The sequence below is a fragment of the Streptomyces sp. NPDC059355 genome (genome assembly GCF_042752335.1).
Taxonomy (GTDB): domain Bacteria; phylum Actinomycetota; class Actinomycetes; order Streptomycetales; family Streptomycetaceae; genus Streptomyces.
Window position 1 is genome coordinate 55,330 of record NZ_JBHYXN010000031.1, and the last position, 24,876, is coordinate 80,205.

Below are 24,876 nucleotides of genomic sequence, written 5' to 3' on the forward strand. Positions count from 1 at the left end.
GAATCTCCGATCTCGATCGTTCAGTCGGTCAGTACAGGGAAACCGGGTAGTGCAGACCACCACCGGTCCACAGCTCGTTGAGGCCGCGCGGCACGTCCAGCCCGGAGGTCGGTCCCAGCGCGCGCTCGTACACGTCCGCGTAGGTGCCGACGGCGGCCAGGACCCGGGCGGCCCACCGCGGTTCCAGCCCCGCGGCCGGCCCGTGCCGTCCCGCCGCCCGGGCCACCCGCTCCAGGGCGGCGGCGGCGCGGCCGCCGTCCCCGGGGCCGGCCTGCGCCACCTCGTGCTCGGCGGCCAGCAGCAGGTTCACCACCCACCGGCACAGCCGCAGCCAGCCCGGGTCGTCCTCGCGGACGGCGGCGGCCATCGGCTCGCGCGAGACGGTCTCGGCGAGGACCGTGTGCCCGCCGGGTACGGGGAGCAGCGCCCGCTGCCCGGCCAGCGCGACCCGGTCCAGTACGAGCGCGGCGCACCCGCCGTCGGCGTAGCCGGCCAGCGCGGCGGCGGGCGTCGGGTACTCGCGTACGCGGACGGCGAGACCCCTCGGCCCGTACCAGGCGGCGAGGTTGGCGGCGCTCGTCGTACCCGCCTGCACCGCGACCTCACGCCCCGCGAGACCGGCGGGGCCCGTGATCCCGTCCGCCGCTCGAACGAGGAAGCCCTCGCCGTCGTAGCAGGTCACGGCGGCGAACAGGACCGGCCAGGCGGCTTCGCGGCCCATCGTCCAGGTGGTGTTGGCCACCGTCAGCTCCGCCCCGCCCGCCGCCAGCACGGAGAGCCGGTCCGCCGGATCGGCGGGCACCCACTCCACGGCGTCGCCGTCGCCCAGCGCGGCCGCGGCCACGGCCCGGGCCACGTCGGTGTCCAGCCCCGACCACACCCCGCGCGCCGAGCACGCCGACAACCCGGGCACACCCCGGCTGACGACGGCGCGCAGCGCCCCGCGGGCCCGTACGGCGGCGAGGGTGCTCCCGCCCCGGCCGGCGCTCATGCGGCCGCCCCGTCGGCGAGGCGGCGGCCGAGTACGTCCTCCACGTCGAAGCGGCGCTCGTTGAAGCCGAGCATGTCCAGCAGCTGCCGGGAGCCGACCGCCGCGTCCGGGGACACGGCGCGCCGGGTCCGCGGGGGGAGCGGGACCCGGCCGGGGTCCGCCCAGCGCAGCACGCCCCAGGGGTCGACGACGGCCCGCGCCCGGTTCGCGTTGTCCGGGTGCAGGCAGTACGGCACGTCCAGCAGCCCCGTCGCGAAGGCCCGCAGCAGCGCTTCGCCCACCGTGGGCGCCTGCTCCAGCACGCAGTCCACCAGCAGCGCGGCCTCCTCGTACACGCCGTACGGGCCCGTGACGGGCGCCGGCAGCGGACGCGCACGCGTACGGGCACGGACGCGGATGCGGTCCCGCTCGTCGGCGGCCACGGCCGCGGCGAACTCCAGCGCGGCCACGTTCTCGTCCAGGGTCGGGATCCGGTGCGCCTCCGCGGGCGTCTTGACCACCAGCCGGGCCGCCCCGCCGCGCACCGCGAGGCGCGCACTCTCCTCCAGGAGCCGCAGGGCGCCCGCCGCCGAGCGCGGGAAGACCCCCATGAACGTGTACAGCACGACGTGCCAGTCCGGGCCGCCGTCCGGGCCGCCGTCCGGGCCGCCGTCCGGGCCGCCGTCCGGGCCGCCGTCCGGGCCGCCCTCCAGCCGCTCCGCGGCGAGCCGGTGCAGCGCGGCGAGCGCCTCCAGGTCCTGCCCGGGGTGCGTCTGCTGCGCGTAGCTGAGCGAGAGGGAGCGCACCCCGTGCTCACGGAAGAACAAGGCCTCCAGCACGCTCAGCGCGACCAGCATCGACGGCGGGCACAACTGCCCCAGCATGCCGCCGCCGAAGGTCTCCAGGTGCATCGGCTCCGCGCGCGCCGCGATCAGTTCGCAGCACCGCGCCCAGGCCCGTACCGAGTCCCGCAGCGGCACCCGCCCGTACGGCAGGCAGTACGAGACCGGGCCGCCCTCGGTGGCGTCCGCCCCGGCCGCGCAGACCGCCGCCACCAGCCGCCCGGCCAGCGCCGAGCCGTGCCGCACCTGGACGGGGAAGTCCTCCGAAGCCACCCCGTCCAGTACCTCACGCGTACGCTGCGCCCCATGGGCCACGAGGGGGAAACCGTTCAAGTCCGCCCCGGAGCGCAGCGCCTCCAGCGCCCGCGCGTACTGCCCGACCCGGGTGTAGCTGTCCACGGTGACGGTGCCCGCCGTGGGCGCCGCGACATCGCGGACCGCGCGCAGCCCCTCACGCATCCGGCGTGCGCCGGCGAATCCCATCCGCGGCTGTACGACCAGCGACCCGGACTCCCGGGCCCTGCGCACGTGCGCCGCGAACCGGCCCGCGCCGGCGGCGCCGGGCCCGCTCATGCGACCGGCTCCGCAGGCGCGCGGCGCCTCGGGCGCAGCTCCCGCAGGAAGTCCGCGAACTCCTCCAGCCCGTGCTCGGAGGCGAAGACGGCGTCGTAGCCCGCAGCCACCAGCGCGTCCACGTGGCGGTCGGCCGCGCCGTCCACGCCGAGCTTGCCGCCGATGACGGCGCGCAGCTCCGCCAGGTCCGGGTGCGCCCGCAGGGTCCGTACGAGCCGCTCGCCGTCCATGTGGCCGTGCCCGTTGACGGTGCTGACCACCAGGGCGTCCGGGCGCTCGCGCAGGCAGGCCGCGACGACCTCGTCGTCGGGCGGGCAGGCGCCAAGGTTGACCACCTCGTGGCCGCGCTCCTCCAGCATCAGCTGGAGGAAGACCAGGTTCCAGGTGTGCGCGTCGGAAGAGACCCCGGAGACGACGAACTTCCCCGAGCGGCTTCGGTACTTCGGCATGGGACACCCCCGGGTGGCGGATCGGCGCAGGCGGTACACCGATCCTCGTGGCGCTGCCCGCGCCGATTCAACGCGCCGTCGATGGAGAACCGCTATCGCCGACATCGAAGAATTCGATGTTCCGAGGTCAGGGGCCAGGCCGTGTCCTTCGGATCAGGGCGGATCAGCCCGGGGCGTCCGGTGCCGTGCATCGCAAGGCCGAGGAGGGAGTCGACGTGGTGTGCCGGCGACCGGCGAGAACGCAGCGAGGCGCGGTGCCGGCCGCCCCGGGCCCGCTCTGATCCGAAAGACACGGCCCAAGGCCGGGCCCCGCCGGCAGGCAGCCGACCGGACGGGCGATCGAAAGAGGCGATGGCGCGCATCGTCATTCCCGCACGCCCCGCGTTGACCGGGCCCCGGCGGCTGAACAAGGGTTTTTCCCGCCGTCCCCGCGCCGCGGACGGCAGTCCCCTTGGAGCGTCAGGCATGAAGATCCTCGTCCTTCACCAACTGCCGTACCGCAAGGCCGGCTACGACCGGGCCATCGACCACCGGCGCCACGACGTGACCTATGCGGGACACGCCGACCGGCTGGCCGACCTGCCCGAGGACCTGCCCGCCCGGCGGCTGCCCGTCCCGGCCGAAGAGGACTTCGCCGCCGGCGTCATCGCGCGCACCTCACCCGCCGACGGCTACGAGGCGGTGCTGTCCCTCTCCGAGTTCGGCGTCCTCGCGGTCTGCCGGGTCCGCGGCCACCTCGGCCTGCCCGGACCCACCCCCGAGCAGGCCGAACTCGCCCACGACAAGGTCCGCATGAAGCAGGCGCTCGCCGGGTCCGGCATCCGTACCCCCCGCTTCTCGGCCGCGCCGCCGCGCGATGCCCTGCTGCCCTGGTCCGGGGCCACGGTCCTCAAACCGCGCCGCGGCACGTGCAGCGAGGGCGTCTCCGTCTTCCCCGGCGCCCGCCGCGCCCTGGCCGCGCACCGCGCGCTGGCCGAGCCGCAGGCGTACGAGCTGGAGGAGTACGTCGACGGCGACATCCTGCACACGGACGGCCTCGTCCAGGACGGGGTACTCGTCCACAGCGTCACCAGCCGGTACGTGGGCAAGCCCGCCGACTACGCCGCGGGCATCCCGCTCGGCTCCCACCAACTGCCGCCCGACGAGCGGTACGGGGACCTCGCCCGCCGCACCGTCGCCGCGCTCGGCATCGACTGCGGCACGGTCCACCTCGAGTTCTTCGAGACCGCGGGGAACGAGCTCGTCTTCCTGGAGGTGGCCAACCGGATGGGCGGCGCCGGGGTGGTCGACGCCCACCTGCGGCACACCGGAATCCACCTTCCCTCGCACGAGATCGCCCTGCGGCTCGGCCTGCCGAGGCCCGCCCCGGACACCCCCAGCGGGCGCTACCACGGCTGGCTCGTCGTCCCCGGACACCACCTGCCCGCCGACCGCCCGCACACCGCGGCCCTCCCCGCGCACCTGCTGGACCACCCCTGCGCCGACCGGATCCACACCCTCCCGCCCGGCACCCCGGCGGCCCGTCACATCACCTACCAGGAGTGGCTCGTCCCGCTGGCCGTCGAAGCCTCCCACCCCGACCCGGCAGCCCTGCGCGCCTACCTCCACGCCTGCGCCGAAGCCGCCGCCACCCCCTCCGAGGAAGCCGCATGACCGCCCCCGCCCCCGCGCGACCGTCCGCCCCCGCAACCCCCACGGCGGTCGCCGCGCCCGCGCCCGCGATGCCCGCCGGGCCCCGAGCCGGGCGGGTCGTGCGGTACTACCCGACCGACCTCCTCCTCGCGATGGAGGAGGCCGACCGGCCCGGGTCCGGGCTCGACGAGCTGCTCGACGCGCACCGACTGGCCGCCCTGCGACCGCTCTTCGGGGCCGGCGAGGAGTTCGCCGACGGGCTCGACGAGCTCCTCGGCGGCCTCGCCCAGTACCCCTGGCAGCCGCTCACCGACACCAACGACGTGGACGAGCTGCGGCCCGTCGGAACGGTCGTCCTCGACGACGACCGTTCCGGCACCACCCTGCGCGGCCTCCTGCTCGCCTGGGCCACCGGCAACCACGTCACCGTGCGCACCGCCGACCCCGGCTTCTGGCGGGCGCTCACCGCCCTCCTCCACCGCCCCGGCCTGCCCCTGCCCACCGCCCGCGCCGTCCCCCGGGACACCCCTGCGGCCGCGCACGGCACCCCGCTGTGCGTACCCGACCTGCTGCCCCTCGCCGCGCGGGCCGAAGCCGAGGCCTCGTACGACGCACCCGCCCGGACCCCGGCCCGGCACGCGGCTCCCGCCGGGGATCCGGCCCGTCACGACGCCCCCGCCGGCGACGCGGCCCCGTACGGAAGCCCCGGCTGGGACCCCGCCCTCTACGCCACCCCCGGCAGCGCCGGGCCCGAGCCGCTGGTGACGCGGTTCCCGGCCGGCCGGGGGCTGCCCGCGCAGGACGCGTTCACCGCCGGGGTGCTGCGCAGCGACTGCCGCGCCGCCTGGACCGCGGCCCTCAGCCGGCGCACCCGCCTCCACGGCACCACCCTCGCCGCCGCCCGCGCCGCCGAGGACCCCCGCCGCACCGGCCGCCTCGACGCCCGGCTGCGCCACACCGCATCCCGCGCCCGCAGGTCCCCGTACTACCGGGACCTGCCCCCCGTACGCACCCTGGACGACCTGCCCGGTCTTCCCGTGCTCGGCAAGGCGGCCCTCGCCGCGCACTCGCTCCCCGCCGGCCGCGGCTTCGCCAGCGGTGCCCGCCCCACCGGCGAGGTGCTGCGCAGCGGCTCCACCACCGGCACGCCGCGCTACATCGTCTACGCCCGCACCGACTGGGACAACATGGTCCGCGAGGCCGTCCCGCTCTTCTACGCCATGGGGCTGGAACCCGGCGACCGCCTGGTCAACACCCTCTTCGGCGGCGACCTCTACGGCGGACTGACCACGACGGTCACCGAGTTCAGCCGGATGCCGCTCGAATGCTGCACCACCGCCCAGGCCGCCACCCCCGAGTCCCTCCTGATGCTCGCCCGCAGCTTCGGCGCCAACGCCGTCATCGGCGTACCGACCATGATCGTCCCGCTGCTGCGCGAGGCGTACCGGCAGGACCCGCTCCTGCGCATCGAGAAGGTCCTCTACCTCGGCACGGCCATGGGCCGCGCCGACCGCACCTGGCTGCGCGAGCACCTCGGCACCCGCATCGTCTCCAGCGTCCTCGCCGCCAACGACGGGGCCCAGCTCGGCTACCAGTGCGCCGCCCTCGACGGGATGCTCCACCACGTCAACGACGACTACAACTACCTCGAAGTCGTCGACGACCACGGCCGCCCCCTGCCCGACGGCACCGCGGGAGAGCTGCTGACCACCACCTTCCAGAAGGGCGAGGGCCCGCTGATCCGCTACCGCATCGGCGACCGCGGCCGCTTCGTCCACCACGACTGCCCCTGCGGGATCTCCGGCCGCACCCTCGAATACCACGGCCGCTCCGACGGCGTCGTCCGCCTCATGGGCGCCGCCCTTCTGCACGCCGAACTCTTCGACGCCGTATCCGGGTTCGGGGTCTCCGAGCTCCAGGCCGAGATCACCTCGCAGGACGGCCGCGACACCCTCACCGTCCGCACCGAGTCCCCCGGCCCGCTGCGGCCCGAGGAACTGCGCGCCCATCTGGCCGACCGCTTCCCGCTCCTCGCCGGCAGCCGGATCTACGAAGACGGCGCCGCCCCCGCGGGCCCCGCCGACTTCCGCGTCGAATGCCACGCCCCGGGCGCCCTCGCCCGCAACCCGGCCAGCGGCAAGATCCGCCCCGTCGTGGACCGCCGGGTGGAAGCCTGATGCCGGGCGGCCGCGCCCCGGGCCCCGTCCGGGACCGCGCCGTCCCCACCGTGCTGACCTCCATCGCCCTCCTGGGCATCGGCATGGGCGTCTACCTGCTCGCCCTCGGCCAGCTCCTGTACCAGCTCACCGGAAGCCCGCAGGCCTTCGCGCTCGCCCTGACCCTGCAGGGCGCCGCGGCCGTCTGCGTCCTGCCCTTCTCCGGGCCCCTCGTCGACGCCCTCGACTCGCGGCACGTGCACACCGCGTGCAGCCTCGCGCGCGCCGTCACCGTCGCCGGGCTCGCCCTGACCGGGCTGACCCGGCCGCCGGGCGCGGTGGCGCTGATCGCCGCCGGCGTCGTCCTGCTGGCGTTCGTGGACAACGTCCAGCGCGCCGCCCTGTTCAAGTACACCGCCTGGCACGTCGAGCCGGCCCGCCGGGCCAGGCTCAACGCCCTGATCAACGTGGCCGTCCAGGTGGGGGCGCTGACGGGCATGGCCCTGCTCGGCCTGCTGCTGCTCCGGACCTCCCTGGCCGGAGCCCTGCTGGCCGACACGGTGGTCGCGCTGGCCGTCGCCGCGCTCGTACGCAGCCTGCCGGCGACGGCCCCCGAGCCGCGCGGCCCGGCCGCCGGGGTGCTGCGTACGGCGCTGCCGCTGGCCCTGCACGATTGGCGGGCCATGTTCCACCGCTACCGCGGCGACCTCGCCGTCCTCGGCGCGATCGTGCTGTGCGCCGCCGACTTCGTCTTCCAGTCCTGCGTGAGCACCCTCGTCGTCCCGCTGGTCGCGGAGCACTACGGCGGCCGCGGCCAGTACGTCTCCCTGCTGGAGGCGGTCTTCGCCCTCGGCATGATCGCCTCCTCCTTCTTCACCCGGCACACGCAGCGGGCCGCGCTGCTGCCGCTGTGGTGCGCACTCCAGGGCGCGGCGGCCCTGGCCCTCGGGCTGTCGGCCGCACCGGCGGTCCACCTGGCGGCCCTGCTCGCGGCCGGCTTCGCCAACCTCTCGGCCCTCACCTGGCTCCTGACGGGCCTCCAGAACCGGGCGGGCGACGGGGAGAAGGCGAAGATGGCCAGCCTGCGCATGCTGTCCATCGGCGTGGCCACCACCGTGCTGATGCCGTTGGTCGGCCACTTCGCCGGGGTCTCCCTCACCGCCGGCTTCCTGGCCACGGCCGCCGTCATGCTGGCCTTCACGGTGCTGGCGGCCGCCACGACGACGATGCCCCGCCAGGCCCCCGAGCCCGCCGAAGCGGCGGCCCCCGAGCCGGCCCGCTGACCCGGACGGCCCCCGCCTGAGCGTTCACTCCTCATCCATTGCAACGACATGCTGGCTGACGTTGCGTTATCTACACACCCATTGCAATGAAATTACCGCTCTGACCTGCATTGATGGATAAAGCGCGCAACGAATCCGTTGCGTGATCTCTGAACGCTACGTAGCTTTTCCTTCATCGGAAACAGCGAGTGAGCGCAACAGGAGATTGTCATGCAGAAGTTCGAGACCATTGCCCCGATCGCCGTCGTTCTGGACGTTGCCGCGGGGCGTGTTCAGCTGATCGCCGCGGATCGGGCGGATGCCGTGGTCGAGGTCCGGCCGGCGGACGCTTCGAAGGGCCGTGATGTGAAGGCGGCGGAGCAGGCCGCGGTCGGCTTCGCGGATGGTGTGCTGCGGATCGCGACGGCGGTGGCGAAGCATCAGGTGCTGGGTGCTTCGGGATCGGTGGAGGTGACGGTCCGGGTGCCGGCCGGTTCGCGGGTGGAGGCGAGGACGGCGGCGGTGGAGTTCCGCGGGGTCGGGCGTCTTGGTGAGGTCGTGTTCGAGGGTGCGCAGGGCGCGGTGCGCCTCGATGAGACGGCTTCTGCCCGGCTGGCTCTTCAGGCCGGTGACATCTGGGTCGGCCGTCTGGCCGGGGACGCGGAGATCGGGACGCAGAAGGGTGATCTGCGCATCGATGAGGCGGTGCGCGGGACGGTGGTGTTGCGGACGGAGTCCGGTGACATCTCGGTGGGCGCCGCCCGCGGGGTGTCGGCCTCGCTGGACGCCGGTACCTCCTACGGCCGGATCGCCAACTCCCTCCACAACACCGACGGCGCGGCCGCCGGTCTGAACATCCGGGCGACCACCGCCCACGGCGACATCACCGCCCGCAGCCTCTGACCCCCCCACCACCCTCGGAGAAGGAAGACCATCGCCATGACGAACGACAACCGCACTTCCCCGACCGATGCCGTTCAGGCGTGGACCGGCATGGTGCCGGTCGACGACACGGCCCTGGCCGTCACCGACACCGGCGGCCCCGGTATCCCCGTGGTCTACCTGAACGGCCAGTTCGCCACCCAGGGGTACTGGCGGCGGGTCATCGATGAACTGGGCCCGGGCCGACGGCACATCACGTACGACGAGCGGGCTCGCGGCAAGAAGTCGAAGCGTTCCGCGGACTACTCCTTCGAGGCCGCCGTCCGCGACGTCGACGCCGTTCTCGCGGCCCGGGGCGTCGACCGGGCGCTGGTGGTGGGCTGGTCCTACGGGGCGGTCGTCGCCGCACACTGGGCCGAACGCAATCCGGAGCGTGCCGTCGGCGCGGTCCTGGTCGACGGCGCGGCCCCGTACGACTGGCTCGACGACGCCATGGAGCTGCGGATCCGGAAGCTGTTCCGGCGGATCGGCTGGTTCTCGCCGCTGCTGCGTTTGACCGGCCTGACCCCGCGGATGTCCGCCGGGGAGCAGGCGGACAGCAACATCGAGCTCGGCAAGCTCTCCCGCGAGCGCGAGCTGGGCCCCGTCCTGGACGGCATCACCGTCCCGGTGCGGTACGTGCTCGCCTCGGGAACGTCCTTCGGCAGCAAGGGCGACGAGCAGGAGAAGATCCGGGCGGGCCTCGACCAGGTATTCGAGCGCAACCCGAACATCCGGCTCGGCGCGAAGGTCCCCAGCAACCACGGCGCCATCCTGAAGAAGGACTTCCGGGCCATCGCCGATTCTGTGCGCGAGGTCGCCGCCCTCGGATCCCCGTCGGCCTGAGCCCGCCTCAGGTGGCGCTGTCGGACACCGTTTCGGGCTTCGTGTGGAGGATCTCGCGGGCCTGGTCCGCTGCGCGGGCGATGCTCTCGGAGACGAAGTCGATGAAGCGGGCGATGTTCTCCAGCCGGGCGGCGGCCGGGGAGTCGGCGCCGAGGACGGTGACGCCCTGTCGGGCGACCTCGCCGAGGTGGGCGGTGGCGCGGGCGCTGGCCATCGTCGACTGGTACAGGACGTCGTCGTCGACGACGTAGCGCTCGCGTCGGCGTTCGTCCCGTTCCCGGCGGATGAGGCCCTGGCTCTCGAGGAACGTGATCGCCTTGGAGATGGACGCCGGGCTGACCTGGAGGCTCGCGGAGAGTTCGGACGCGGTGAGGCTGCCGGCGTCGGTGGTGTAGAGACCGGCCAGTACCCGGGCCGTCATCCTGGGCAGCCCCGACTGCATGAAGACGGTGGCGAACACCTCCTCGTACGCGCGCACCGCCTCGGCATCGCGACCGGGGGCGTGCGCGGACGTATCCGCCCCCCGGGGCACGGACTTTCGGCGGCGGTGGGTGCGGAGCTCGGTGGCGCGGTGGGCCAGGTCGGCGCGGTAGCCGGTGGGGCCGCCGTTGCGCATGACCTCACGCGTGACCGTTGAGGTGGGGCGGTCGAGACGTCTGGCGATCTCCGCGTAGGCGAGCCCGTCGGCCACCCCCAGCGCGATCTGCTGGCGCTCCTGTTGGGTGAGCCTGCCTCCCGGCATCGCGATCTCCTTTCACGTTCCCTCGTGTGTCTCCAGCATAGCGTTCACTCTCCATCCAATGCAACGACCGAGGCAGCTGACGTTGCGTTAAAACCAGAGCCGTTGCAACGATGTGAAGCCTCTGACCTGGAATAACAGCACTCATACGCAACGAATCCGTTGCACAATTCAGAAACGCTACGTAGCTTTTCCTTCATCGGAAACAGCGAGTGAGCGCAACAGGAGATTGTCATGCAGAAGTTCGAGACCATTGCCCCGATCGCCGTCGTTCTGGACGTTGCCGCGGGGCGTGTTCAGCTGATCGCCGCGGATCGGGCGGATGCCGTGGTCGAGGTCCGGCCGGCGGACGCTTCGAAGGGCCGTGATGTGAAGGCGGCGGAGCAGGCCGCGGTCGGCTTCGCGGATGGTGTGCTGCGGATCGCGACGGCGGTGGCGAAGCATCAGGTGCTGGGTGCTTCGGGATCGGTGGAGGTGACGGTCCGGGTGCCGGCCGGTTCGCGGGTGGAGGCGAGGACGGCGGCGGTGGAGTTCCGCGGGGTCGGGCGTCTTGGTGAGGTCGTGTTCGAGGGTGCGCAGGGCGCGGTGCGCCTCGATGAGACGGCTTCTGCCCGGCTGGCTCTTCAGGCCGGTGACATCTGGGTCGGCCGTCTGGTCGGGGACGCGGAGGTCGGGACGCGGAAGGGTGATCTGCGCATCGATGAGGCGGTGCGCGGGTCGGTGGTGCTGGGGACGGAGTCCGGTGACATCTCGGTGGGCGCCGCCCGCGGGGTGTCGGCCTCGCTGGACGCCGGTACCTCCTACGGCCGGATCGCCAACTCCCTGCACAACGCCGACGGCGCGGCCGCCGGTCTGAACATCCGGGCGACCACCGCCCACGACGACATCACCGCCCGCAGCCTCTGACCCCCCACCACCCTCGAAGGAGCACACGATCATGAGCAACCCGACCACGACCACGACGGACCGCCCGGAACTCCAGAAGGCCATCGAGGCGTTCGTGGACGCCGGCTTCGGCGGAATACAGATGCGCGTGCACGACGAGCGGGGCGAGTGGGCCGGCAGCGCCGGGGTGAGCCGGCCGGGCGAGAGCGCCAAGCCGCCGACGGACGGCCACTTCTGGGCGGGCAGCGTCGCCAAGCCGTTCACCGCGACCGCGGTGCTGCAGCTGGTGGCCGAGGAGAGGACCGGGCTGGACGCCCCGGTCGCCGACCACCTGCCCGAGCTCGGGCTGGACCGGCGGATCACCGTGCGGATGCTGCTCCAGCACACCAGCGGGCTGTTCAACTACACCGGCGAGTACTACGAGGACGGCACCTTCGTGGCGGGGATCCCCGCCACGGGCAAGGAGTGGGTGGACAACCGGCTGCACGCCTACCGCCCGCAGGAGCTCATGGCCCTGGCCTTGTCCAAGCCGGCCCGGTTCGAGCCGGGAACGGGCTTCGGCTACTCCAACACCAACTACACCCTCGCGGCCCTGCTGATCGAGCGCGTCGTCGGCCGCTCGTACGCCGAGGAGATGGACCGCCGCATCGTGCGGCCCCTCGGACTGCGGAACACCGTACTCGGCGGCAGCGACCCGGAGCTCCCGGAGCCGCACGCCCACGGCTACTACCGCTACCAGGACGCCGGCGAATGGAAGGTGGCCGACGTCTCCCGTCAGAACCCCTCCATGCTGTTCGCCGCCGGTGACGCGATGACGACCACCCGGGACCTCCACACCTTCTTCTCCGCACTGAACGGCGGCAAGCTCCTGCCGGCCCCGCTGCTGGCCGAGATGCGCAAGCCGTACGGGGAACTCGGCTACGGCCTCGGCGTGTTCGTCCAGGACCTCGGCCCGGAGCACGGCGGCACCGTCTACCACCACAACGGCGGCGCCCCCGGCGGCTACGGAGCCCTGATGTACAGCACGCCCGACGGCAGCAGGACCCTGACCGCGGGCCTGACCACCGGCGACGCCCCGACGGACCCGGCCCAGGCCTTCCCCGGGGCCCTGGACGCCCTGGTCAAGCAGGTCTTCACCGCCGACCCGGCCACGGCCTGACCTCTGGTACGAGGCATCGCGCGGCCGATTCGATCGCGCGGCCGATTCGATCAGCGCGGCCGGAGGCCGTCGAAGACCACCTCGAAGATGCGCTCCCGGGGTGCCGGGTCCGGGCCGAGTTGTTCGAGCATCGCGCCGGTGCCGACCAGCAGGGCGAGCAGTTCCGGCAGGTGCAGGTCCGGGCGGACCGCCCCAGCCTGCTGGGCTGCTGACAGCAGGGCGGCCAGCCGGGTCTGGATCTCCTCGGTCGGCGCCCGCAGCGCCGCGTGTACGTCGACACCGGCAGCCGCGAGCGCCTGGGCGAACTCGTTCTTGCCCGAGGAGCGTTCCACCACCAGGCGGAAGCAGGCGAAGAAGGCCTCGGCCTGATCCGCCTGCGCCGCCAGCCCCGCGGTCATGGCCGCCATCTCCTCCAGCCTGCGCACCATCACCGCCTCCAGCAGCGCTTCCTTGGTCGGGAAGTGCCGGAAGAGAGTGCCGACCCCGACCCCGGCGGCCCGGGCGATCTCCTCGGTCGGCACGCCGATGCCGCGGCTGGTGAACACCTCCGTGGCGACGTCGAGCACCCTGGCCCGGTTCCGGGCCGCGTCCGCCCGCAGCGGGCGCTCCTGAGTGCCACTCATCCCTCTTCTGCCTTCCGTGCGTCGGCGGCGGCTTCGATACCTGGACAACCGGAGTCCCCAGTCCGTATCGTTGAAAACGGAGCCGCTGGTCCGATTCTAGTGGCTGATCCCGCCGGAGGTTGATCATGCCCAAAACGCTGTCACCGCGAGAGGTCTCCCGGGAACTCCTGGCGCGCATCGGCCAGGGGCGGTACGCGGAGCTGGCCGAGCTCTACGCGCAGGACGCCGTCGTGGAGACCGTCTTCGAACCGGTCGGGCCGCGCCGGTTCGAGGGCCGTGCGGTGCTCGAGGAGCGCTTCGCGGCGGTCGCCGCGGCCTCTCCCGTGGAACTGACCCCGGCGAACGTCGTGATACGGGAGACCGGCGACCCGGAGGTGGTCGTCGCCGAGTGGGACTACCGGGTTCACCACCGGGTGACGGGCCGCACCGTCGAGACCGCCAACATCCAGGTACTGCGCGTCCGTGACGGCCTGATCGTCACCAGCCGGGACTTCCACGACCACCTGGCCCTCGTCATGGCGGGCGACGACCTGCCGCAGCTGGTGCGGGCACTGGAGGCCGGGCAGCAGGGGTAGCGGCCCGCCGGTTCCTACGTCGCGCGGGTGAAGGCGCGGCGGTAGGCCCGGGGCGGGACTCCGCGGCGGCGTACGAACTGCTCGCGCAGCACCGCGGCGCTCCCGTAGCCGACCCGGCGGGCGATCTCCTCGACCGGGAGGTCCGTCGTCTCCAGGAGCTCCTCGGCCCGGCTCAGCCGCAGGCTCCGCAGCCATGCGTGCGGGGTGGTACCGGTCGCGGCGGTGAAGCGGCGGGCGAAGGAGCGCTTGCTCATCATCGCCCGGCGGGCCAGTTCCGTGACGGGCAGCGGCTCGTGGAGGTGTTCGCGGGCCCAGCCCAGTACGGCCGCGAGCCGCTCGTCCTGTCCGTTCTCCGGGACGGGCGCGGCCAGGTACTGGGCCTGCCCGCCGTCGCGGTGGGAGGGGAGCACCATGTCCCGGGCGATGCCGTTGGCCAGCGCGGCGCCGTGCTCCCGCCGGAGCAGGTGCAGGCACAGGTCGAAGCCCGCGGCGGCACCCGCACCCGTGACGATGTTCCCTTCGTCGACGTAGAGGGCGTCGGGTTCCACGGTGACCCGCGGGTGGCGGCCGGCCAGGAGTTCCGCGAACCGCCAGTGGGTGGTCGCCCGCCGCCCGTCGAGGAGTCCGGCGGCGGCGAGCGCGAACGTGCCGACGCAGTGCGCCGCGACCACCGCGCCGCGCCCGTGCGCGGACCTCAGCGCGTCGAGCACGGCGGGGCCGGGCGGGGTGCGGAAATCCGCCCCGGGCAGCGCGATCAGCAGATCGGCTTCGGCGAACCGGTCCAGGCCGTGCGCGACAAAGAGCGGCACCCCGCAGTCCGTGGGCACCGGTCCGGGCCGGTCGGCGCACAGGGCGAAGTCGAAACCGGGCAGCGCGGCTCCGTGGGGGCCGAACACCTCGGTGACGATGCCGACGGCGAGCATGCCGACGCCGGGAGGGACGTACGCGGCAACGGTCTTGAAAGGCGGCACGACGGCAGTCTGGCACAGGGTTGGCACGAATCCTGCGATGAGAGGCATCCGTGCCACTCGTGAACTCTCCCCGTGCGCGGAAACATTGAGGCCATGACAGACGCACCGCTCGGCCGCAGCGCCGCATACAAGGTCCTGACCACCGGCTACGTCGGCTCCACCGGCCCCGGAGTCGCCGCCACCGTCTCCTACGTGCACGACGCGGGACGGCACGTGATCTTCGACCCGGGCATGGTGGCGAGCCACGACGACATCCTCGTCCCCCTCGCGGAGCTGGGACTCGGCCCCGAGGACATCACGGACGTGGTGCTCAGCCACCACCACCCGGACAACACCATGAACGTGGGCCTCTTCGGGCGCGCCCGGATCCACGACCACAAGGTGGAGTACCAGGGCGACCAGTGGACGAACCGCGACGCCGAGGGCCACGAACTCACCCCGTCGCTCCGGCTGATCCGCACCCCGGGCCACAGCGCCGAGGACATCACGCTGCTGGCGGGCACGGACGCCGGCGTGGTGGCCTTCGCCGGCGACCTGTGGTGGCACGCGAACGGCCCGGCGGACGACCCGGTGGCCCCGGACCGCGAGGTGCACCGCGCCTCCCGGCTGCGGGTCCTGGCCGCGGCCGACCTGATCGTGCCCGGCCACGGCGCCCCGTTCCGGCCCGCCGACACCACCCCGCGCTAGGAGGTGCCTTGGCGGTGTCTTCACCGATCAGGTCGGGACCGGCCCCCGTTGCCGGGCCGCGCGGCGCCCCCGCGCGGTGTCAGCGGCGGCGCGCCAGGGCTGTCATCGCGGCCAGGTCCGTCTCCGGCCTGGGGATCGGGGCCTTGGGCCAGAGCAGTTCGTACTCGGTCTGGATCCGGAAGACCGCATCGGCGAAGGAGCGCACGCTCTCACCGGTGACCGTGCCCCGCTCCGCGTGTTCGACGAACCGCTCGCAGGCCTCCAGCGCGCCTTCGCAGTCGTGGTCGAACCCGAACAGTTCGAAGATCGCGCCGACGGTGTCGTCCCGCGAGGCCAGGTGGCCCATCCCGCAGTCGAGCCCGTCGTCCTGGAGGTCGTCGGGGTAGGGCGCCCGATGCCAGGAGCCGTCCTCGAACCAGTAGACGCACTCGACCCTTCCCCGCTCCGGAAGGTCGTGCCGGACCTCGTCGTGGACCCAGCCGGGGGCCCCGGCGAGGAGATCGACGGGCGGCTCGTACCGCGTGACGCGGCCGGCATCGTCCTGTCCGAACAGAACGGCGCGCCCGCCATCGGCCCGGGCCAGGACCCACCGGCTGCACGAGCCGTCGTCGTAGTGCAGGTCGCCGCCGCCCTCGCCGAGCCAGTACCCGAACCGGAAGCGCTCCTTCTCTTCCTCGGCATTCCAGGTCGCCGCGGCGAGCGCGGCCCAGCGCGCCCACAACAGGCCCGCCTCCGGAAGGTCCTCCGGCCGCCCCGGACGATGAATCGTCATGCCCACCCCCGTACTTCCCATCCCGTGCTCCCCACCCCGTACGCCCGGCCCTCGCATCCGGCAGCAGACCCTATCCGCGGCTGTTGCCAGGCGGTGACGGTGCCGGCATGGACGTGAGACCGACGCGGCGGGATGCTCGTCTCGGCGCCGGGTGGATGTAAGCCCGCTGTAAAGAGCGGGGGGCCGGCCTGCGATGATCGTGAACGCAACACATGGGCCAGAGGAGAACAAGCAAGTGACCAGTCGCTGGATCGTCCGTGCCATACCCGCACTCGTTCTGGCAGGGCTGCTGCTGAGCCCCCAGGCCCAAGCCCAAGCCCAGGCCCAGGCCCAGGCCGCACCGGCGGCCGCGGTGCGGCTCGCGCCCCAGGGCGCACCGGCGCCGGCCCATGCGCCGTCCGCGCAGGTCCGGCACTCGGCCGCCGGCTCCGCCACCCTTGTCCAGGGCGACAAGAAGAAGGACAAGAGCAAGAGCAAGAAGAGCAAGAAGAAGGGCTTCTTCAAGAAGCTCGGCACCGCCGCTCTCATCGGCACCGTCCTCGTCGTCCTGCTCGTCATCGCCATCGTCGTCGCGATCGTCCTCGCCGCCAGGCGGCGCCGCCGGGCGGCGTGACCGCAGCCGCGTCGGCGCGGAACAAATGGCGATTGCTCCCCGTGGGGTGCACAGGGGGAGAGGTGACGGGCATGTTCGCGGTGGACGTGCGGGATGAGGAGAAGGCCGTCGGTGAAGGGGCGGCCGGACCGGTCATGGCCATGTCCCCGCGCGGGCTGGTGGACCTGCGGGGGCAGGGCGGGGGACCCGTCCTGATGTCGTACCCGGCAGGTGCCGTGGTGGTGGTCTCCGGACTGCCCGGCAGCGGCAAGAGCACCCTCCTGCGCCGCTGGTCGGGCGCGGCGCCCGTCGTCGACCCCCGGGTCTCCCACGTCGCCTGCGAGGCGGTGATGCCCGCGTGGCTGCCGTACGCGGTGTACCGCCCATGGGCGAGGCTGCGGCACTTCCGGTGGCTGTGCGCCGAAGTCCGCTCCGGGGGGCCAATGCTGGTCCACGACTGCGGCAGCCGGAGCTGGATGCGGCGCTGGCTGTCCCGGACGGCGGGGCGCAGCGGCCGCGAGCTGCACGTCGTCCTGCTGGACGTCGGAGCCGCCGAGGCCCTGGCAGGGCAGGAGTCGCGGGCCCGCCGGGCCCCGCGCCGCGTGTTCGCACGCCACCGGCAGGGCCTGGGCCGGCTGCTCGAAACCCTCCGCCTGCACGGGTCGACCGCGGTGCGCGAGTCGGCCTCGGTGGTCCTGCTCGACCGGGCTTCCCGCGAACGCCTCACGGCCGTGGAATTCACCCCGACCCCGATGCTCCACCCCACTGTCGGGCCCTTGCCCGTTCCCACGGCGGAACGAGCGGAAACGGAGCCGCGCCTACCGGCGTAAGCGGAGCGACTACCGCTTCCCTGCGGGGAGTTGGATGATCGAAAAAGAGGGGGGCACGTGCCGGCGGGCGGAGCGGGCATACAAGAATCGGCACCACGCTCACGTCCTCCCACCTACCGCCCTGAGGTGCCATGCCCGCGCTGACGCTGCCGTCCCCCCGGTCCCCGGAAGCCCTCCCGGACGGCTTCGCCGCCACCGGAACCGGGGAGACCGGCGAAGAGCTCGACCGGTTCGCCCACACCTGTACGCGCCTGCTGCTCGGCACCGACGGGCTGACCACGCCCCTGCTGGAGGCGTGGGTCGGCTCCGCCGTCTCGGTCCGCCGGATGAGCCACCGCCTCGTCAACGCGTCCGAGGCTCCCGCGGGCGCGGCGGAGCTGCTGAAGGCCGGGTCGGACGAGGTCCTGCTGGAGCGGCACTCCGTACTCGCGTCCTCGAACGGGACGGACCTCTCCCGGAACGTGGTCGTGGCCCGGCCCGGCCTGTCGGCGGCTGCCGAACGGTGCCTCACCGACCCGTCGGCGCCGATCGGCCGGATGCTCCAGGCGGTCGGAACGGGCCGGCGCCGCACCATAGTCGAGGTCGGCCTGCACACGTGGGGAGGCGTGCCTGCGGCGTACAAGGCGTACCTCCTGTGGCACGGCGAGCAGCCGCTGGCCACCATCACGGAGCTGTTCAACCCGGACGTCGTCCCCGCCACCCTGCGCGCGCCCCTGGCCCCGGCGGGCCGGTCGTGACCGCGCCCCGGCGCCACGTACAGGTGGCGATCGTCGGCGCCGGACCCGCCGGACTGGTACTGGCGAACGTGCTGCACAGGGCCGGCGTCCCGGTCGAGATCCGGGAACGGTCGAGCCGCGCGGAGGTCGAGCAGCAGGCCCGGGCGGGCCTGATCGAGCACCGGGTCGTCGAGTACCTGCGCGGGCACGGGCTCGCCGACCGGCTGCTGGCCGAGGGCGGCCGGCACGACTGGTGCGAGTTCGTGTGCCTCGGGGAGCGGATCCGCATCCCGTACGGTGACCTCGCCGGCGGAGCCGGGCACTGGGTGTATCCGCAGCAGTTCCTGGTGCGCGATCTGATCGCCTCGTTCGAACAGAGCGGCGGCGTGGTGCGGTTCGACTGCCCCGTCCTCGAAGTGGACACCTCGGGACCCCGCCCGCTCGTCCGCTGCCCGCAGGACGTCCTGGAGGCCGAGTACGTCGTGGGCTGCGACGGCCCGCGCAGTACGGTCGCGCAGGCGTTCCCCGCCGACGCGGACGCAGCCGTCGAACGGCGTTACCCGTACGACTGGCTCACGGTGCTCGCCGAGGTGGACCGTCCCGTGGACGGCATCCGGTACGCACTCCACGAGGCGGGTTTCGCCGGGATGATGCCCCGTACACCCCGCCTGGCGCGCTTCTACCTCCAGGTCCCGCCCGAGGCGGAACTCGCGGACTGGACCGAGTCACGCATCCGCGAGCAGCTCTCGACACGGCTGCAACTGGAGGAGGGGGACCCCGAGGTGGGTGCGGTGACCGAGGTCGGCATGCTGCGGCTTCGCGGCCGGGTCCGGGAGCACGTACGGGCCGGCCGGCTGCTGCTGGCCGGGGACGCGGCGCACGTGCTGACGCCTTCGGGGGCGAAGGGGCTCAACCTGGCCGTGGCCGACGTCGCCGATCTCGCGGACACCCTGCTGCGCGTCCACCGCGACGGCGAGGGCGCCGAGGAAGCCCTGGCCGGCTACGACCGGCGCCGCCGCCAAGCCGCCTGGACGACGCAGGAGTTCTCCGACCGGCTGCTGGACCTGCTGCACCTGCCCCCGGGCGGCGACGTGGCGGAGTCGGCCTTCGGCTTGCGGCTGCGCCGGGAACGGGTAGCCCTGCTGACCGCTCCGGGGCCGGAAGGCGAGGCATTCGCCCGCGCGTACGGCGGGGCGGGCCGGCTGCGTCCCGCGCCGGTGGGCGTCTCCCGGGAGGTGTCCGCACAGTAGCGCCGTCCGCCCTGCGCGCCCGGTTCAGTAGGCGCCGATGGACCAGAACACTCCGACCTCGTCCCCGGAGACGGCGATCACCCCCAGTTCGTCGAACAGGCCCAGGCCGTTGACGTATGCGCCGGTGAGGAACGGGTGGGCCGGGTGCCCGCCCAGGCCCGTCGCCAGGAAATCCGGCGCCGGGTTCGCGGCGGCGCCCACCGCGTTCGTCCAGAACCGGGCGTCGGGGCCGTAGCGGGCGAGCAGGGTCCGGGCGTCCGCCGTCAGCCCGTCCACGTCAAGCCGGTCGCGGACGGGCCGCGGTTCGCTCATCCACTCCTCGGCCATGACGGTGACCGCGGCGACCGCCGCGTGCGGCTCCAGCCGGTGGAGCCGGTCCGCGAACTCCGCCGCGGGAGGCGGGGCGAACGGGTGGGCCGGCGCGGCGAGGCGGGCGGAATCGTCGAGGCGGTCGGGGTCCATGCGCAGCCAGCCCCGTGGGTCCGGGACCTCCCGGTGCATCACCGCGAGCACGTCCCGGGCCCAGTCCTCGTGGCGGCGCGGGCCGGTGGCCAGGAAGACGTAGGGGTCGTCGAGCAGCCGCAGGGCCGCCGCGTTCCAGGGCGAACGGCGTCGGCGGAACTCCGTCAGCAGGGTGCCGGCCCCGCGGGCGAAGACGTCCGCCGGCTCCCGGGGCATCCGTGCCAGTTCTCCCAGTACCCACCGCAGGAGTTCCGGGGCGGGGTCCGCCGCGGCGCCGGCCGGGCTTTCGGGAACTGCCGGGAGCGGCGCTTCCACGCCCCGCACCCGTGCCGCCGCCGCGTCCCAGAGCGCTTCCAGGTGGGAATCGAGCAGATCGAGGGCGGCGCGGTCGTCGTCGTGCAGGGCCATGGGATCACCCTAGGTCGTGTCGTCGAAGTCCCGTCTGGCCGGCGGGGCCTGGCACGCGCGCTCGCCGCGTTGTCGTCGGTCACCGACGTCCCCCAGCTACCGCCGGGAGGTGCCCCCACCGCGTCGATTCCCTCCTCCGCCTTGCGATCGCACGCACCAGGCCCCGCCGGCCCCGCCCTCCCGGGCGGCCGACGCCACTTTGACGACACTCCCCAGGGGGTGTCCGCGAAGTAGCTCCGTGCGCCCGGAGGGCGGTCCCGCGGGGCAGGCGGGACTTTGCGGGCACCCCGGAGTCCCCACCGCTTCCGGCCGTCGCTCGGCCCGGCCCGGGGTGCTGCGGTCGCCTGGTGTCATGGGGCCGGAGGCGTCGGGCGGACCGCTTACGATGTCCGACATGTCCGGTCCGGTCGCCGTCGCGTACGCTGCCCACCCCGGTGTGCGGCTGCGGTCCGCCACGCGACTGGCCCTGTGCGCGGCGGTGTCCTGGTACCTGTGCCTGTGGTGGGGTACGAGCACGCTTCCGGTGCCCGCCGTGCTTCCGGCGGTGCTGATCATGCGCGAGGACGTGTACGCCTGGCCGCGCCTGGGTCGGCAGCGGCTGGCCGGGGTGGTCGTGGGCGTGCTGCTGAGCACGGTCGTACTGCACTGGGTACCGGACCCGGCTTGGTCCTTCCCCGCCGTGCTGGTCTGCGGCTGCGCGGGCATGTACCTGATGGGGCGGCCCGGCGCGCCCAACCAGCAGGTCGTCATCACGGCGCTCATGGTCTACGCGACCGCCGTTCCCGGATATCCGCTGGCGCGCCTGGCGGAGACCCTGGTCGGCATCGCCGTGGTCCTGCTGCTCGGGCCGCTGCTGTGGCCGCCGGACCCGTACCGGTCGGCCGCGGCGGGGCTGGACGGCTACCGGGCCGACGTACGGGAGCTGCTCGGCGGGATGGCCGGTCGGCTGGAACGGGGCCTGGCGGCGCCGGGACCCGCGGAGCGGGAGGAGTCGGAGCTGCCCGAGCAAGCGCGGGTGTGGCTGCGGCCGCAGGCCGCGCGGGACGCGTTCGAGCGGGCGGCCGCCGGACGGCTGCTGCCGGGCCGCCGGGCGCGCGGGCTGCCGCCGGACGGGCTCGACGGGCGACTGGCGCTCGGCATCCGCACCGCCCTCACCCTCCAGTACTTCGGCCAGGAACTGGGCGAACGGGCCAGGACCGACACCCCGGACCCGCCCGCGTCCGGCGCGCCGACCGCCCCCGCTCCCGACCCCGCCCCCGACCCCACACCCCCTCCCGACCCCGCCCTGCGCGACCTCGCGCCGCTCGTCCGGGCGACCGCCGCCGCCCTGGACGCCGCCCTGCTCGGCGAGGAGTTCACGGCGGACCTCGACCGGGCCATTGCGCTCGACCTCGCCCACCGCGAGGCCCACCCCGACCGGCACGACGCCGTACTGCGGGCCGGCCTCCACCTGACCCACGAGGCTCTCGCCGACCACGCCCCCCGCCCGGGACGCGGCCCGGAAGGCGGCTCTGCCGCGACCGGTGGGACACCGCCGTCGGTGTGAACCGTACGGGCACACCCGCGCGCTCGGCGCCCGTCGCCCGCACCCGGGCCGTCGCGACGGACACAGTCGTACGGGGACGGCCTGGGACGTGTCCGGGGCCGGAGTATGACCGGACTGTCACAGGATGGGGTTACAGGAACGGACCGGGCGCGGCGTACATCTAGCCGTTCGGCGAGGTTCCCGCGGGGGCCGCGCTCGACGTATCGGCAAGAACCGGCCGGCAGCGGCCGGGGGTGAGTGGCAAGGCGGGGCACGAATGAAGGCGGTAGTGGTGGCGGGCGGTTCCCCGGAGTCCCCGGACGGCCCGGAGACTCCGGAGACGGAGAAGACCGGGGTCGAGGCCCCGGAAACGGATCCCGGCACCGGCGGCCCGGACACCCGGGAGCCGGCGGGAGCCGAGGCCGACGACGCCACGGAGACCGGCCCCGAGGAGGCCGCGCCGGCCGAGCCCGACGCGCCGTCGGAAGCCCGGCAGGTGCCGGAGGCGGAGCCCGCCGCGGAAGCCGAGGTCGAGCGCGCCTCCGAGGCGGTGGCCCAGGACGACCCCGAGGCCGCTCCCGAGGCCGAAGCACAGCCCGACGCACAGGATTCGGGCGGCGCCGCGTCCGAGGCGGACGCCGGTGGCGGGGTTGCGCCCGCTCCCGAGGCGGAGGCCGAGGGTGGGGACGTTGCCGGGTCCGGGACGGAGGCCACCGGCCGTGCCGTGCCCGAGCCTGGTGCGGAGGCCACCGGCGGGGCCGACCCGGAGTCCGGGACCGAAGACGAGGCCGCGTCCGATGAGGACGTACCGGGCGCGCCCGAAGCCGGGGCGGAAGCCGAGCCGGAGGCCGGCGCCGTCGACGCATCCGCGGCGGAGGCCGGGCCGGAGCGGGGCGAGGCCGCTCCAGGGGCCGGAGCACAGCCTGGTACGGAGGCCACCGGCGGGGCCGACCCGGAGTCCGGGACCGAAGAGGAGACCGGGACCGAGGAGGACGTACCGGGCGCGCCCGAGGCCGGGGCGGAAGCCGAGCCGGAGGCCGGCGCGGAGACCGGCGCCGTCGACGCATCCGCATCCGCGGCCGAGGCCGAGCCGGAGGACAAGGGGACCGCTCCTGCGGCCGAGGCACAGCCCACCACCGATGGCGTACGCGAGCCCGGGGCGGAAGCGGACGGCGAGGTCGTACCCGAACCGGAGTCCGACGCGAAGGCCACCGGCGGGGACGTACCCGAGGCCGAGGCCGACGGCGCCGGCCAGGACGAGGACGCGCCGGACGAGGACGGGGACGGGGACGGGGACGGGGAAGAGGACGCGGGCCCGGAGGCCCGGCCGCTGCCGTCCTGGGCCCGCGACGAGGAGACCGACGCCGAGCGGACCAGCCAGTTCGTCGCCCTGAAGGACCCGGACGCCCCGGCGCCGAAGACCCCTTGGCCGGGAGCCGTACCGCAGGACCAGGCCCCGGACCGAGCCGCGCCCCCGGCCCCGGCCCGGGCAGCGGCCCCCGCGCCCACCCCCGCCCGGCCCACGCCCCCCGACGTCGTCGAGCCCACCCGCGAGGTGCCGCTGCCCCCGCAGCCCCCGCTGGACCTGCTCGCCGAGCTCACCAACACCACGCCCCCGCCCGAGACCCCGCGCCGCACCGCCGTCCGGCGCGTGAAGATCTGGACCCCGATCCTGCTGCTCCTGGCCGGCGCGGCCATCGGCGGGCAGCTGCTGCGTCCGCTGCCCGCCGCCCAGCTCGTCGCGGCCGGGCAAGGGCACGCCATCGCCGGGCAGTTCTCCGTACCGTGGCCCGCCAAGGGCCAGGGCGCCGTGCGCGTCCCCGGCTCCGGCGACATCGGCAGCTTCGGCGAGCAGAAGCCCGTCCCCACCGCGAGCGTCGCCAAGGTGATGACGGCCTACGTGATCCTCAAGGGCCACCCGCTCCGCAAGGGCGAGGCAGGCCCCCAGATCGAGATCGACGCGAAGGCCGTGGCGGACGGCACCGCGGAGCACGAGTCCCGGGTCGAGGGGCTCACCGCCGGTACGAAGTTCAGCCAGCAGGACATGCTGAAGATGCTCATGATCCCCTCGGGCAACAACATCGCCCGGCTGCTGGCGCGCTGGGACGCGGGCGCCGACTCCGAGGCGGCCTTCGTGGCGAAGATGAACGCCGCGGCCAAGGAGCTCGGCATGGAGAACACCACGTACACGGACCCCAGCGGGCTGGACTCCGCGACCGTCAGCACGGCCGCCGACCAGCTGAAGCTGGCCGAGGCCGTGATGAAGGACGAGGCGTTCCGTTCGGTGGTCGCGCTGCCGAGCGCCGAGATCAAGGGGCTGTCCACGCCGCTCATCAACAACAACACCCTGCTCTCGGCCAACGGCCTGAGCATCCGCGGCATCAAGACCGGGTCCAGCACCCCCGCGGGCGGCACGCTGATGTGGGCGGTGTACAAGTCGGTCGGTGACGAGACCCCGCTGATCGTCGGCACGCTCATGGACCAGCACGCGGACGGCCCGGACCTCAACGGAGAGAACAGCCTGAAGCTCGTGCTGGCCAACAGCAAGAAGATCATCGAGGCGGTGCGGCAGGCGCTCGACTCGGCTCCGGTGGTCCGCAAGGGCCAGACGGTCGGCCACGTGGACGACGGGCTCGGCGGCCGTACGCCCGTGGTGGCCACGAAGGACCTGAACGTCATCGGCGTACCGGGGCAGCAGCTGCAGCTCACCCTCCGGCCGGGGGCCTCCGGCACCCCGCACGCCGGGAAGGCGGGAACGGAGGTCGGCGTCCTCACGGTCGGCGCGGGGGAGGGCGCGAAGAGCGTCCCCGTGGCGCTCGGCACCGCCCTGGCCGAGCCCTCCTTCACGACCAGGATCACCCGCATCCGCTAGCAGGCATGAGCCGACGGCGCCCGGTGCCCGGTACGGACCTTCCGTACCGGGCACCGGCGCGTCGCACCGCGCCCGGAACCGGTGGACAGGAGCGGGCAGTGCTGGACAGTCACCGCCCCCGCGGGGCCTGGAGAGTGGACACCGCCCGGGGCGAGTCTG

23 protein-coding genes are annotated in these 24,876 nt (G+C 74.0%); 15 read left to right on the plus strand and 8 right to left on the minus strand.

Annotated elements, in window-relative coordinates; all coding sequences use genetic code 11:
* Positions 1–28 precede the first annotated feature (28 nt).
* The 3 genes from ACFXGI_RS26355 to ACFXGI_RS26365 are packed head-to-tail and all read right to left on the minus strand — an operon-like array spanning position 29 to position 2,834.
* Positions 29–991, minus strand: coding sequence for a transporter substrate-binding domain-containing protein (locus ACFXGI_RS26355; RefSeq protein WP_384711355.1), 963 nt, complete (start codon positions 989–991; stop codon positions 29–31).
* Positions 988–2,385: a methylaspartate mutase gene (locus ACFXGI_RS26360; protein ID WP_384711358.1), complete on the minus strand. Its 1,398-nt coding sequence runs from the start codon at positions 2,383–2,385 to the stop codon at positions 988–990. The genes ACFXGI_RS26355 and ACFXGI_RS26360 overlap by 4 nt, the downstream gene beginning before the upstream one ends.
* Positions 2,382–2,834, minus strand: a complete 453-nt coding sequence (locus tag ACFXGI_RS26365) for a cobalamin-dependent protein (protein WP_363124885.1) — start codon at positions 2,832–2,834, stop codon at positions 2,382–2,384. The genes ACFXGI_RS26360 and ACFXGI_RS26365 overlap by 4 nt, the downstream gene beginning before the upstream one ends.
* Before the next feature lie 465 nt (positions 2,835–3,299).
* Here ACFXGI_RS26365 and ACFXGI_RS26370 point away from each other — a divergent pair, with 465 nt between their 5' ends.
* The 5 genes from ACFXGI_RS26370 (at position 3,300) to ACFXGI_RS26390 (ending at position 9,651) form a co-directional block, all read left to right on the plus strand.
* Entirely contained in the window at positions 3,300–4,487 is a 1,188-nt protein-coding gene (locus ACFXGI_RS26370; protein ID WP_384711361.1) for an acetyl-CoA carboxylase biotin carboxylase subunit family protein, read from the plus strand.
* Positions 4,484–6,643, plus strand: a complete 2,160-nt coding sequence (locus ACFXGI_RS26375; protein ID WP_384711364.1) for a phenylacetate--CoA ligase family protein — start codon at positions 4,484–4,486, stop codon at positions 6,641–6,643. Before ACFXGI_RS26370 ends, ACFXGI_RS26375 begins: the two co-directional genes overlap by 4 nt.
* On the plus strand, positions 6,643–7,905 hold the full coding sequence (locus ACFXGI_RS26380; protein ID WP_384711366.1) for an MFS transporter: 1,263 nt from the start codon (positions 6,643–6,645) through the stop codon (positions 7,903–7,905). The genes ACFXGI_RS26375 and ACFXGI_RS26380 overlap by 1 nt, the downstream gene beginning before the upstream one ends.
* Before the next feature lie 210 nt (positions 7,906–8,115).
* Positions 8,116–8,787 carry a DUF4097 family beta strand repeat-containing protein gene (locus ACFXGI_RS26385; protein ID WP_384711369.1) on the plus strand — a complete coding sequence of 224 codons (672 nt, stop codon included), beginning with the start codon at positions 8,116–8,118 and terminating at the stop codon, positions 8,785–8,787.
* A 36-nt stretch (positions 8,788–8,823) separates the two neighbouring features.
* Positions 8,824–9,651, plus strand: coding sequence for an alpha/beta fold hydrolase (locus ACFXGI_RS26390; protein WP_384711372.1), 828 nt, complete (start codon positions 8,824–8,826; stop codon positions 9,649–9,651).
* A gap of 7 nt (positions 9,652–9,658) precedes the next feature.
* Here the strand turns inward: ACFXGI_RS26390 and ACFXGI_RS26395 are convergent, their stop codons facing one another.
* Positions 9,659–10,393 carry a helix-turn-helix domain-containing protein gene (locus ACFXGI_RS26395; RefSeq protein WP_384711374.1) on the minus strand — a complete coding sequence of 245 codons (735 nt, stop codon included), beginning with the start codon at positions 10,391–10,393 and terminating at the stop codon, positions 9,659–9,661.
* Positions 10,394–10,624: 231 nt separating this feature from the next.
* Between ACFXGI_RS26395 and ACFXGI_RS26400 the strand changes: the two genes are divergently transcribed.
* A complete protein-coding gene (locus ACFXGI_RS26400; RefSeq protein ID WP_384711377.1) occupies positions 10,625–11,296 on the plus strand; it encodes a DUF4097 family beta strand repeat-containing protein in 672 nt (223 codons plus the stop codon).
* Between the two features lie 31 nt (positions 11,297–11,327).
* Positions 11,328–12,434: a serine hydrolase domain-containing protein gene (locus ACFXGI_RS26405; protein WP_384711380.1), complete on the plus strand. Its 1,107-nt coding sequence runs from the start codon at positions 11,328–11,330 to the stop codon at positions 12,432–12,434.
* Positions 12,435–12,484: 50 nt separating this feature from the next.
* Here ACFXGI_RS26405 and ACFXGI_RS26410 read toward each other — a convergent pair whose 3' ends face one another.
* Positions 12,485–13,057, minus strand: a complete 573-nt coding sequence (locus tag ACFXGI_RS26410) for a TetR/AcrR family transcriptional regulator (RefSeq protein WP_384711383.1) — start codon at positions 13,055–13,057, stop codon at positions 12,485–12,487.
* Between the two features lie 125 nt (positions 13,058–13,182).
* Between ACFXGI_RS26410 and ACFXGI_RS26415 the strand changes: the two genes are divergently transcribed.
* A complete protein-coding gene (locus ACFXGI_RS26415; protein ID WP_384711386.1) occupies positions 13,183–13,632 on the plus strand; it encodes a nuclear transport factor 2 family protein in 450 nt (149 codons plus the stop codon).
* 14 nt (positions 13,633–13,646) lie between these two features.
* Here ACFXGI_RS26415 and ACFXGI_RS26420 read toward each other — a convergent pair whose 3' ends face one another.
* A complete protein-coding gene (locus tag ACFXGI_RS26420; protein WP_384711445.1) occupies positions 13,647–14,555 on the minus strand; it encodes a GlxA family transcriptional regulator in 909 nt (302 codons plus the stop codon).
* A 141-nt stretch (positions 14,556–14,696) separates the two neighbouring features.
* Between ACFXGI_RS26420 and ACFXGI_RS26425 the strand changes: the two genes are divergently transcribed.
* Positions 14,697–15,290 (plus strand): MBL fold metallo-hydrolase, encoded by a 594-nt coding sequence (locus ACFXGI_RS26425; protein ID WP_384711388.1) that lies wholly within the window; start codon positions 14,697–14,699, stop codon positions 15,288–15,290.
* A gap of 79 nt (positions 15,291–15,369) precedes the next feature.
* On the opposite strand, the gene ACFXGI_RS26430 is transcribed toward ACFXGI_RS26425, so the two are convergent.
* Positions 15,370–16,062, minus strand: coding sequence for a hypothetical protein (locus ACFXGI_RS26430; RefSeq protein WP_384711390.1), 693 nt, complete (start codon positions 16,060–16,062; stop codon positions 15,370–15,372).
* A 235-nt stretch (positions 16,063–16,297) separates the two neighbouring features.
* Between ACFXGI_RS26430 and ACFXGI_RS26435 the strand changes: the two genes are divergently transcribed.
* The 4 genes from ACFXGI_RS26435 (at position 16,298) to ACFXGI_RS26450 (ending at position 19,450) form a co-directional block, all read left to right on the plus strand.
* The gene (locus ACFXGI_RS26435; protein ID WP_384711392.1) at positions 16,298–16,675 is read left to right on the plus strand and encodes a hypothetical protein; all 378 of its coding nucleotides are present in this window, start codon (positions 16,298–16,300) and stop codon (positions 16,673–16,675) included.
* Positions 16,676–16,746: 71 nt separating this feature from the next.
* Entirely contained in the window at positions 16,747–17,484 is a 738-nt protein-coding gene (locus tag ACFXGI_RS26440; RefSeq protein WP_384711395.1) for an AAA family ATPase, read from the plus strand.
* Positions 17,485–17,615: 131 nt separating this feature from the next.
* Positions 17,616–18,221, plus strand: a complete 606-nt coding sequence (locus ACFXGI_RS26445; protein WP_384711397.1) for a chorismate pyruvate-lyase family protein — start codon at positions 17,616–17,618, stop codon at positions 18,219–18,221.
* Positions 18,218–19,450 carry an FAD-dependent monooxygenase gene (locus ACFXGI_RS26450; protein ID WP_384711400.1) on the plus strand — a complete coding sequence of 411 codons (1,233 nt, stop codon included), beginning with the start codon at positions 18,218–18,220 and terminating at the stop codon, positions 19,448–19,450. Before ACFXGI_RS26445 ends, ACFXGI_RS26450 begins: the two co-directional genes overlap by 4 nt.
* Positions 19,451–19,474: 24 nt before the next feature.
* On the opposite strand, the gene ACFXGI_RS26455 is transcribed toward ACFXGI_RS26450, so the two are convergent.
* On the minus strand, positions 19,475–20,320 hold the full coding sequence (locus ACFXGI_RS26455; RefSeq protein WP_384711402.1) for a hypothetical protein: 846 nt from the start codon (positions 20,318–20,320) through the stop codon (positions 19,475–19,477).
* 394 nt (positions 20,321–20,714) lie between these two features.
* Here ACFXGI_RS26455 and ACFXGI_RS26460 point away from each other — a divergent pair, with 394 nt between their 5' ends.
* Positions 20,715–21,866, plus strand: a complete 1,152-nt coding sequence (locus ACFXGI_RS26460; RefSeq protein WP_384711404.1) for an aromatic acid exporter family protein — start codon at positions 20,715–20,717, stop codon at positions 21,864–21,866.
* Between the two features lie 256 nt (positions 21,867–22,122).
* Positions 22,123–24,717 carry a serine hydrolase gene (locus ACFXGI_RS26465; RefSeq protein ID WP_384711407.1) on the plus strand — a complete coding sequence of 865 codons (2,595 nt, stop codon included), beginning with the start codon at positions 22,123–22,125 and terminating at the stop codon, positions 24,715–24,717.
* Positions 24,718–24,876: the final 159 nt, after the last annotated feature.

What these genes read in the sequence shown, in the direction of transcription:
- ACFXGI_RS26440 (WP_384711395.1), top strand. Translation starts at nt 16,747, where the DNA reads ATGTTCGCGGTGGACGTGCGGGATGAGGAGAAGGCCGTCGGTGAAGGG.
- ACFXGI_RS26410 (WP_384711383.1), bottom strand. Translation starts at nt 13,057, where the DNA reads ATGAGTGGCACTCAGGAGCGCCCGCTGCGGGCGGACGCGGCCCGGAAC.
- ACFXGI_RS26355 (WP_384711355.1), bottom strand. Translation starts at nt 991, where the DNA reads ATGAGCGCCGGCCGGGGCGGGAGCACCCTCGCCGCCGTACGGGCCCGC.
- ACFXGI_RS26420 (WP_384711445.1), bottom strand. Translation starts at nt 14,555, where the DNA reads ATGCTCGCCGTCGGCATCGTCACCGAGGTGTTCGGCCCCCACGGAGCC.
- ACFXGI_RS26405 (WP_384711380.1), top strand. Translation starts at nt 11,328, where the DNA reads ATGAGCAACCCGACCACGACCACGACGGACCGCCCGGAACTCCAGAAG.
- ACFXGI_RS26385 (WP_384711369.1), top strand. Translation starts at nt 8,116, where the DNA reads ATGCAGAAGTTCGAGACCATTGCCCCGATCGCCGTCGTTCTGGACGTT.
- ACFXGI_RS26360 (WP_384711358.1), bottom strand. Translation starts at nt 2,385, where the DNA reads ATGAGCGGGCCCGGCGCCGCCGGCGCGGGCCGGTTCGCGGCGCACGTG.
- ACFXGI_RS26425 (WP_384711388.1), top strand. Translation starts at nt 14,697, where the DNA reads ATGACAGACGCACCGCTCGGCCGCAGCGCCGCATACAAGGTCCTGACC.
- ACFXGI_RS26430 (WP_384711390.1), bottom strand. Translation starts at nt 16,062, where the DNA reads ATGACGATTCATCGTCCGGGGCGGCCGGAGGACCTTCCGGAGGCGGGC.
- ACFXGI_RS26390 (WP_384711372.1), top strand. Translation starts at nt 8,824, where the DNA reads ATGACGAACGACAACCGCACTTCCCCGACCGATGCCGTTCAGGCGTGG.
- ACFXGI_RS26380 (WP_384711366.1), top strand. Translation starts at nt 6,643, where the DNA reads ATGCCGGGCGGCCGCGCCCCGGGCCCCGTCCGGGACCGCGCCGTCCCC.
- ACFXGI_RS26365 (WP_363124885.1), bottom strand. Translation starts at nt 2,834, where the DNA reads ATGCCGAAGTACCGAAGCCGCTCGGGGAAGTTCGTCGTCTCCGGGGTC.
- ACFXGI_RS26460 (WP_384711404.1), top strand. Translation starts at nt 20,715, where the DNA reads ATGTCCGGTCCGGTCGCCGTCGCGTACGCTGCCCACCCCGGTGTGCGG.
- ACFXGI_RS26370 (WP_384711361.1), top strand. Translation starts at nt 3,300, where the DNA reads ATGAAGATCCTCGTCCTTCACCAACTGCCGTACCGCAAGGCCGGCTAC.
- ACFXGI_RS26400 (WP_384711377.1), top strand. Translation starts at nt 10,625, where the DNA reads ATGCAGAAGTTCGAGACCATTGCCCCGATCGCCGTCGTTCTGGACGTT.
- ACFXGI_RS26455 (WP_384711402.1), bottom strand. Translation starts at nt 20,320, where the DNA reads ATGGCCCTGCACGACGACGACCGCGCCGCCCTCGATCTGCTCGATTCC.
- ACFXGI_RS26465 (WP_384711407.1), top strand. Translation starts at nt 22,123, where the DNA reads ATGAAGGCGGTAGTGGTGGCGGGCGGTTCCCCGGAGTCCCCGGACGGC.
- ACFXGI_RS26375 (WP_384711364.1), top strand. Translation starts at nt 4,484, where the DNA reads ATGACCGCCCCCGCCCCCGCGCGACCGTCCGCCCCCGCAACCCCCACG.
- ACFXGI_RS26445 (WP_384711397.1), top strand. Translation starts at nt 17,616, where the DNA reads ATGCCCGCGCTGACGCTGCCGTCCCCCCGGTCCCCGGAAGCCCTCCCG.
- ACFXGI_RS26415 (WP_384711386.1), top strand. Translation starts at nt 13,183, where the DNA reads ATGCCCAAAACGCTGTCACCGCGAGAGGTCTCCCGGGAACTCCTGGCG.
- ACFXGI_RS26395 (WP_384711374.1), bottom strand. Translation starts at nt 10,393, where the DNA reads ATGCCGGGAGGCAGGCTCACCCAACAGGAGCGCCAGCAGATCGCGCTG.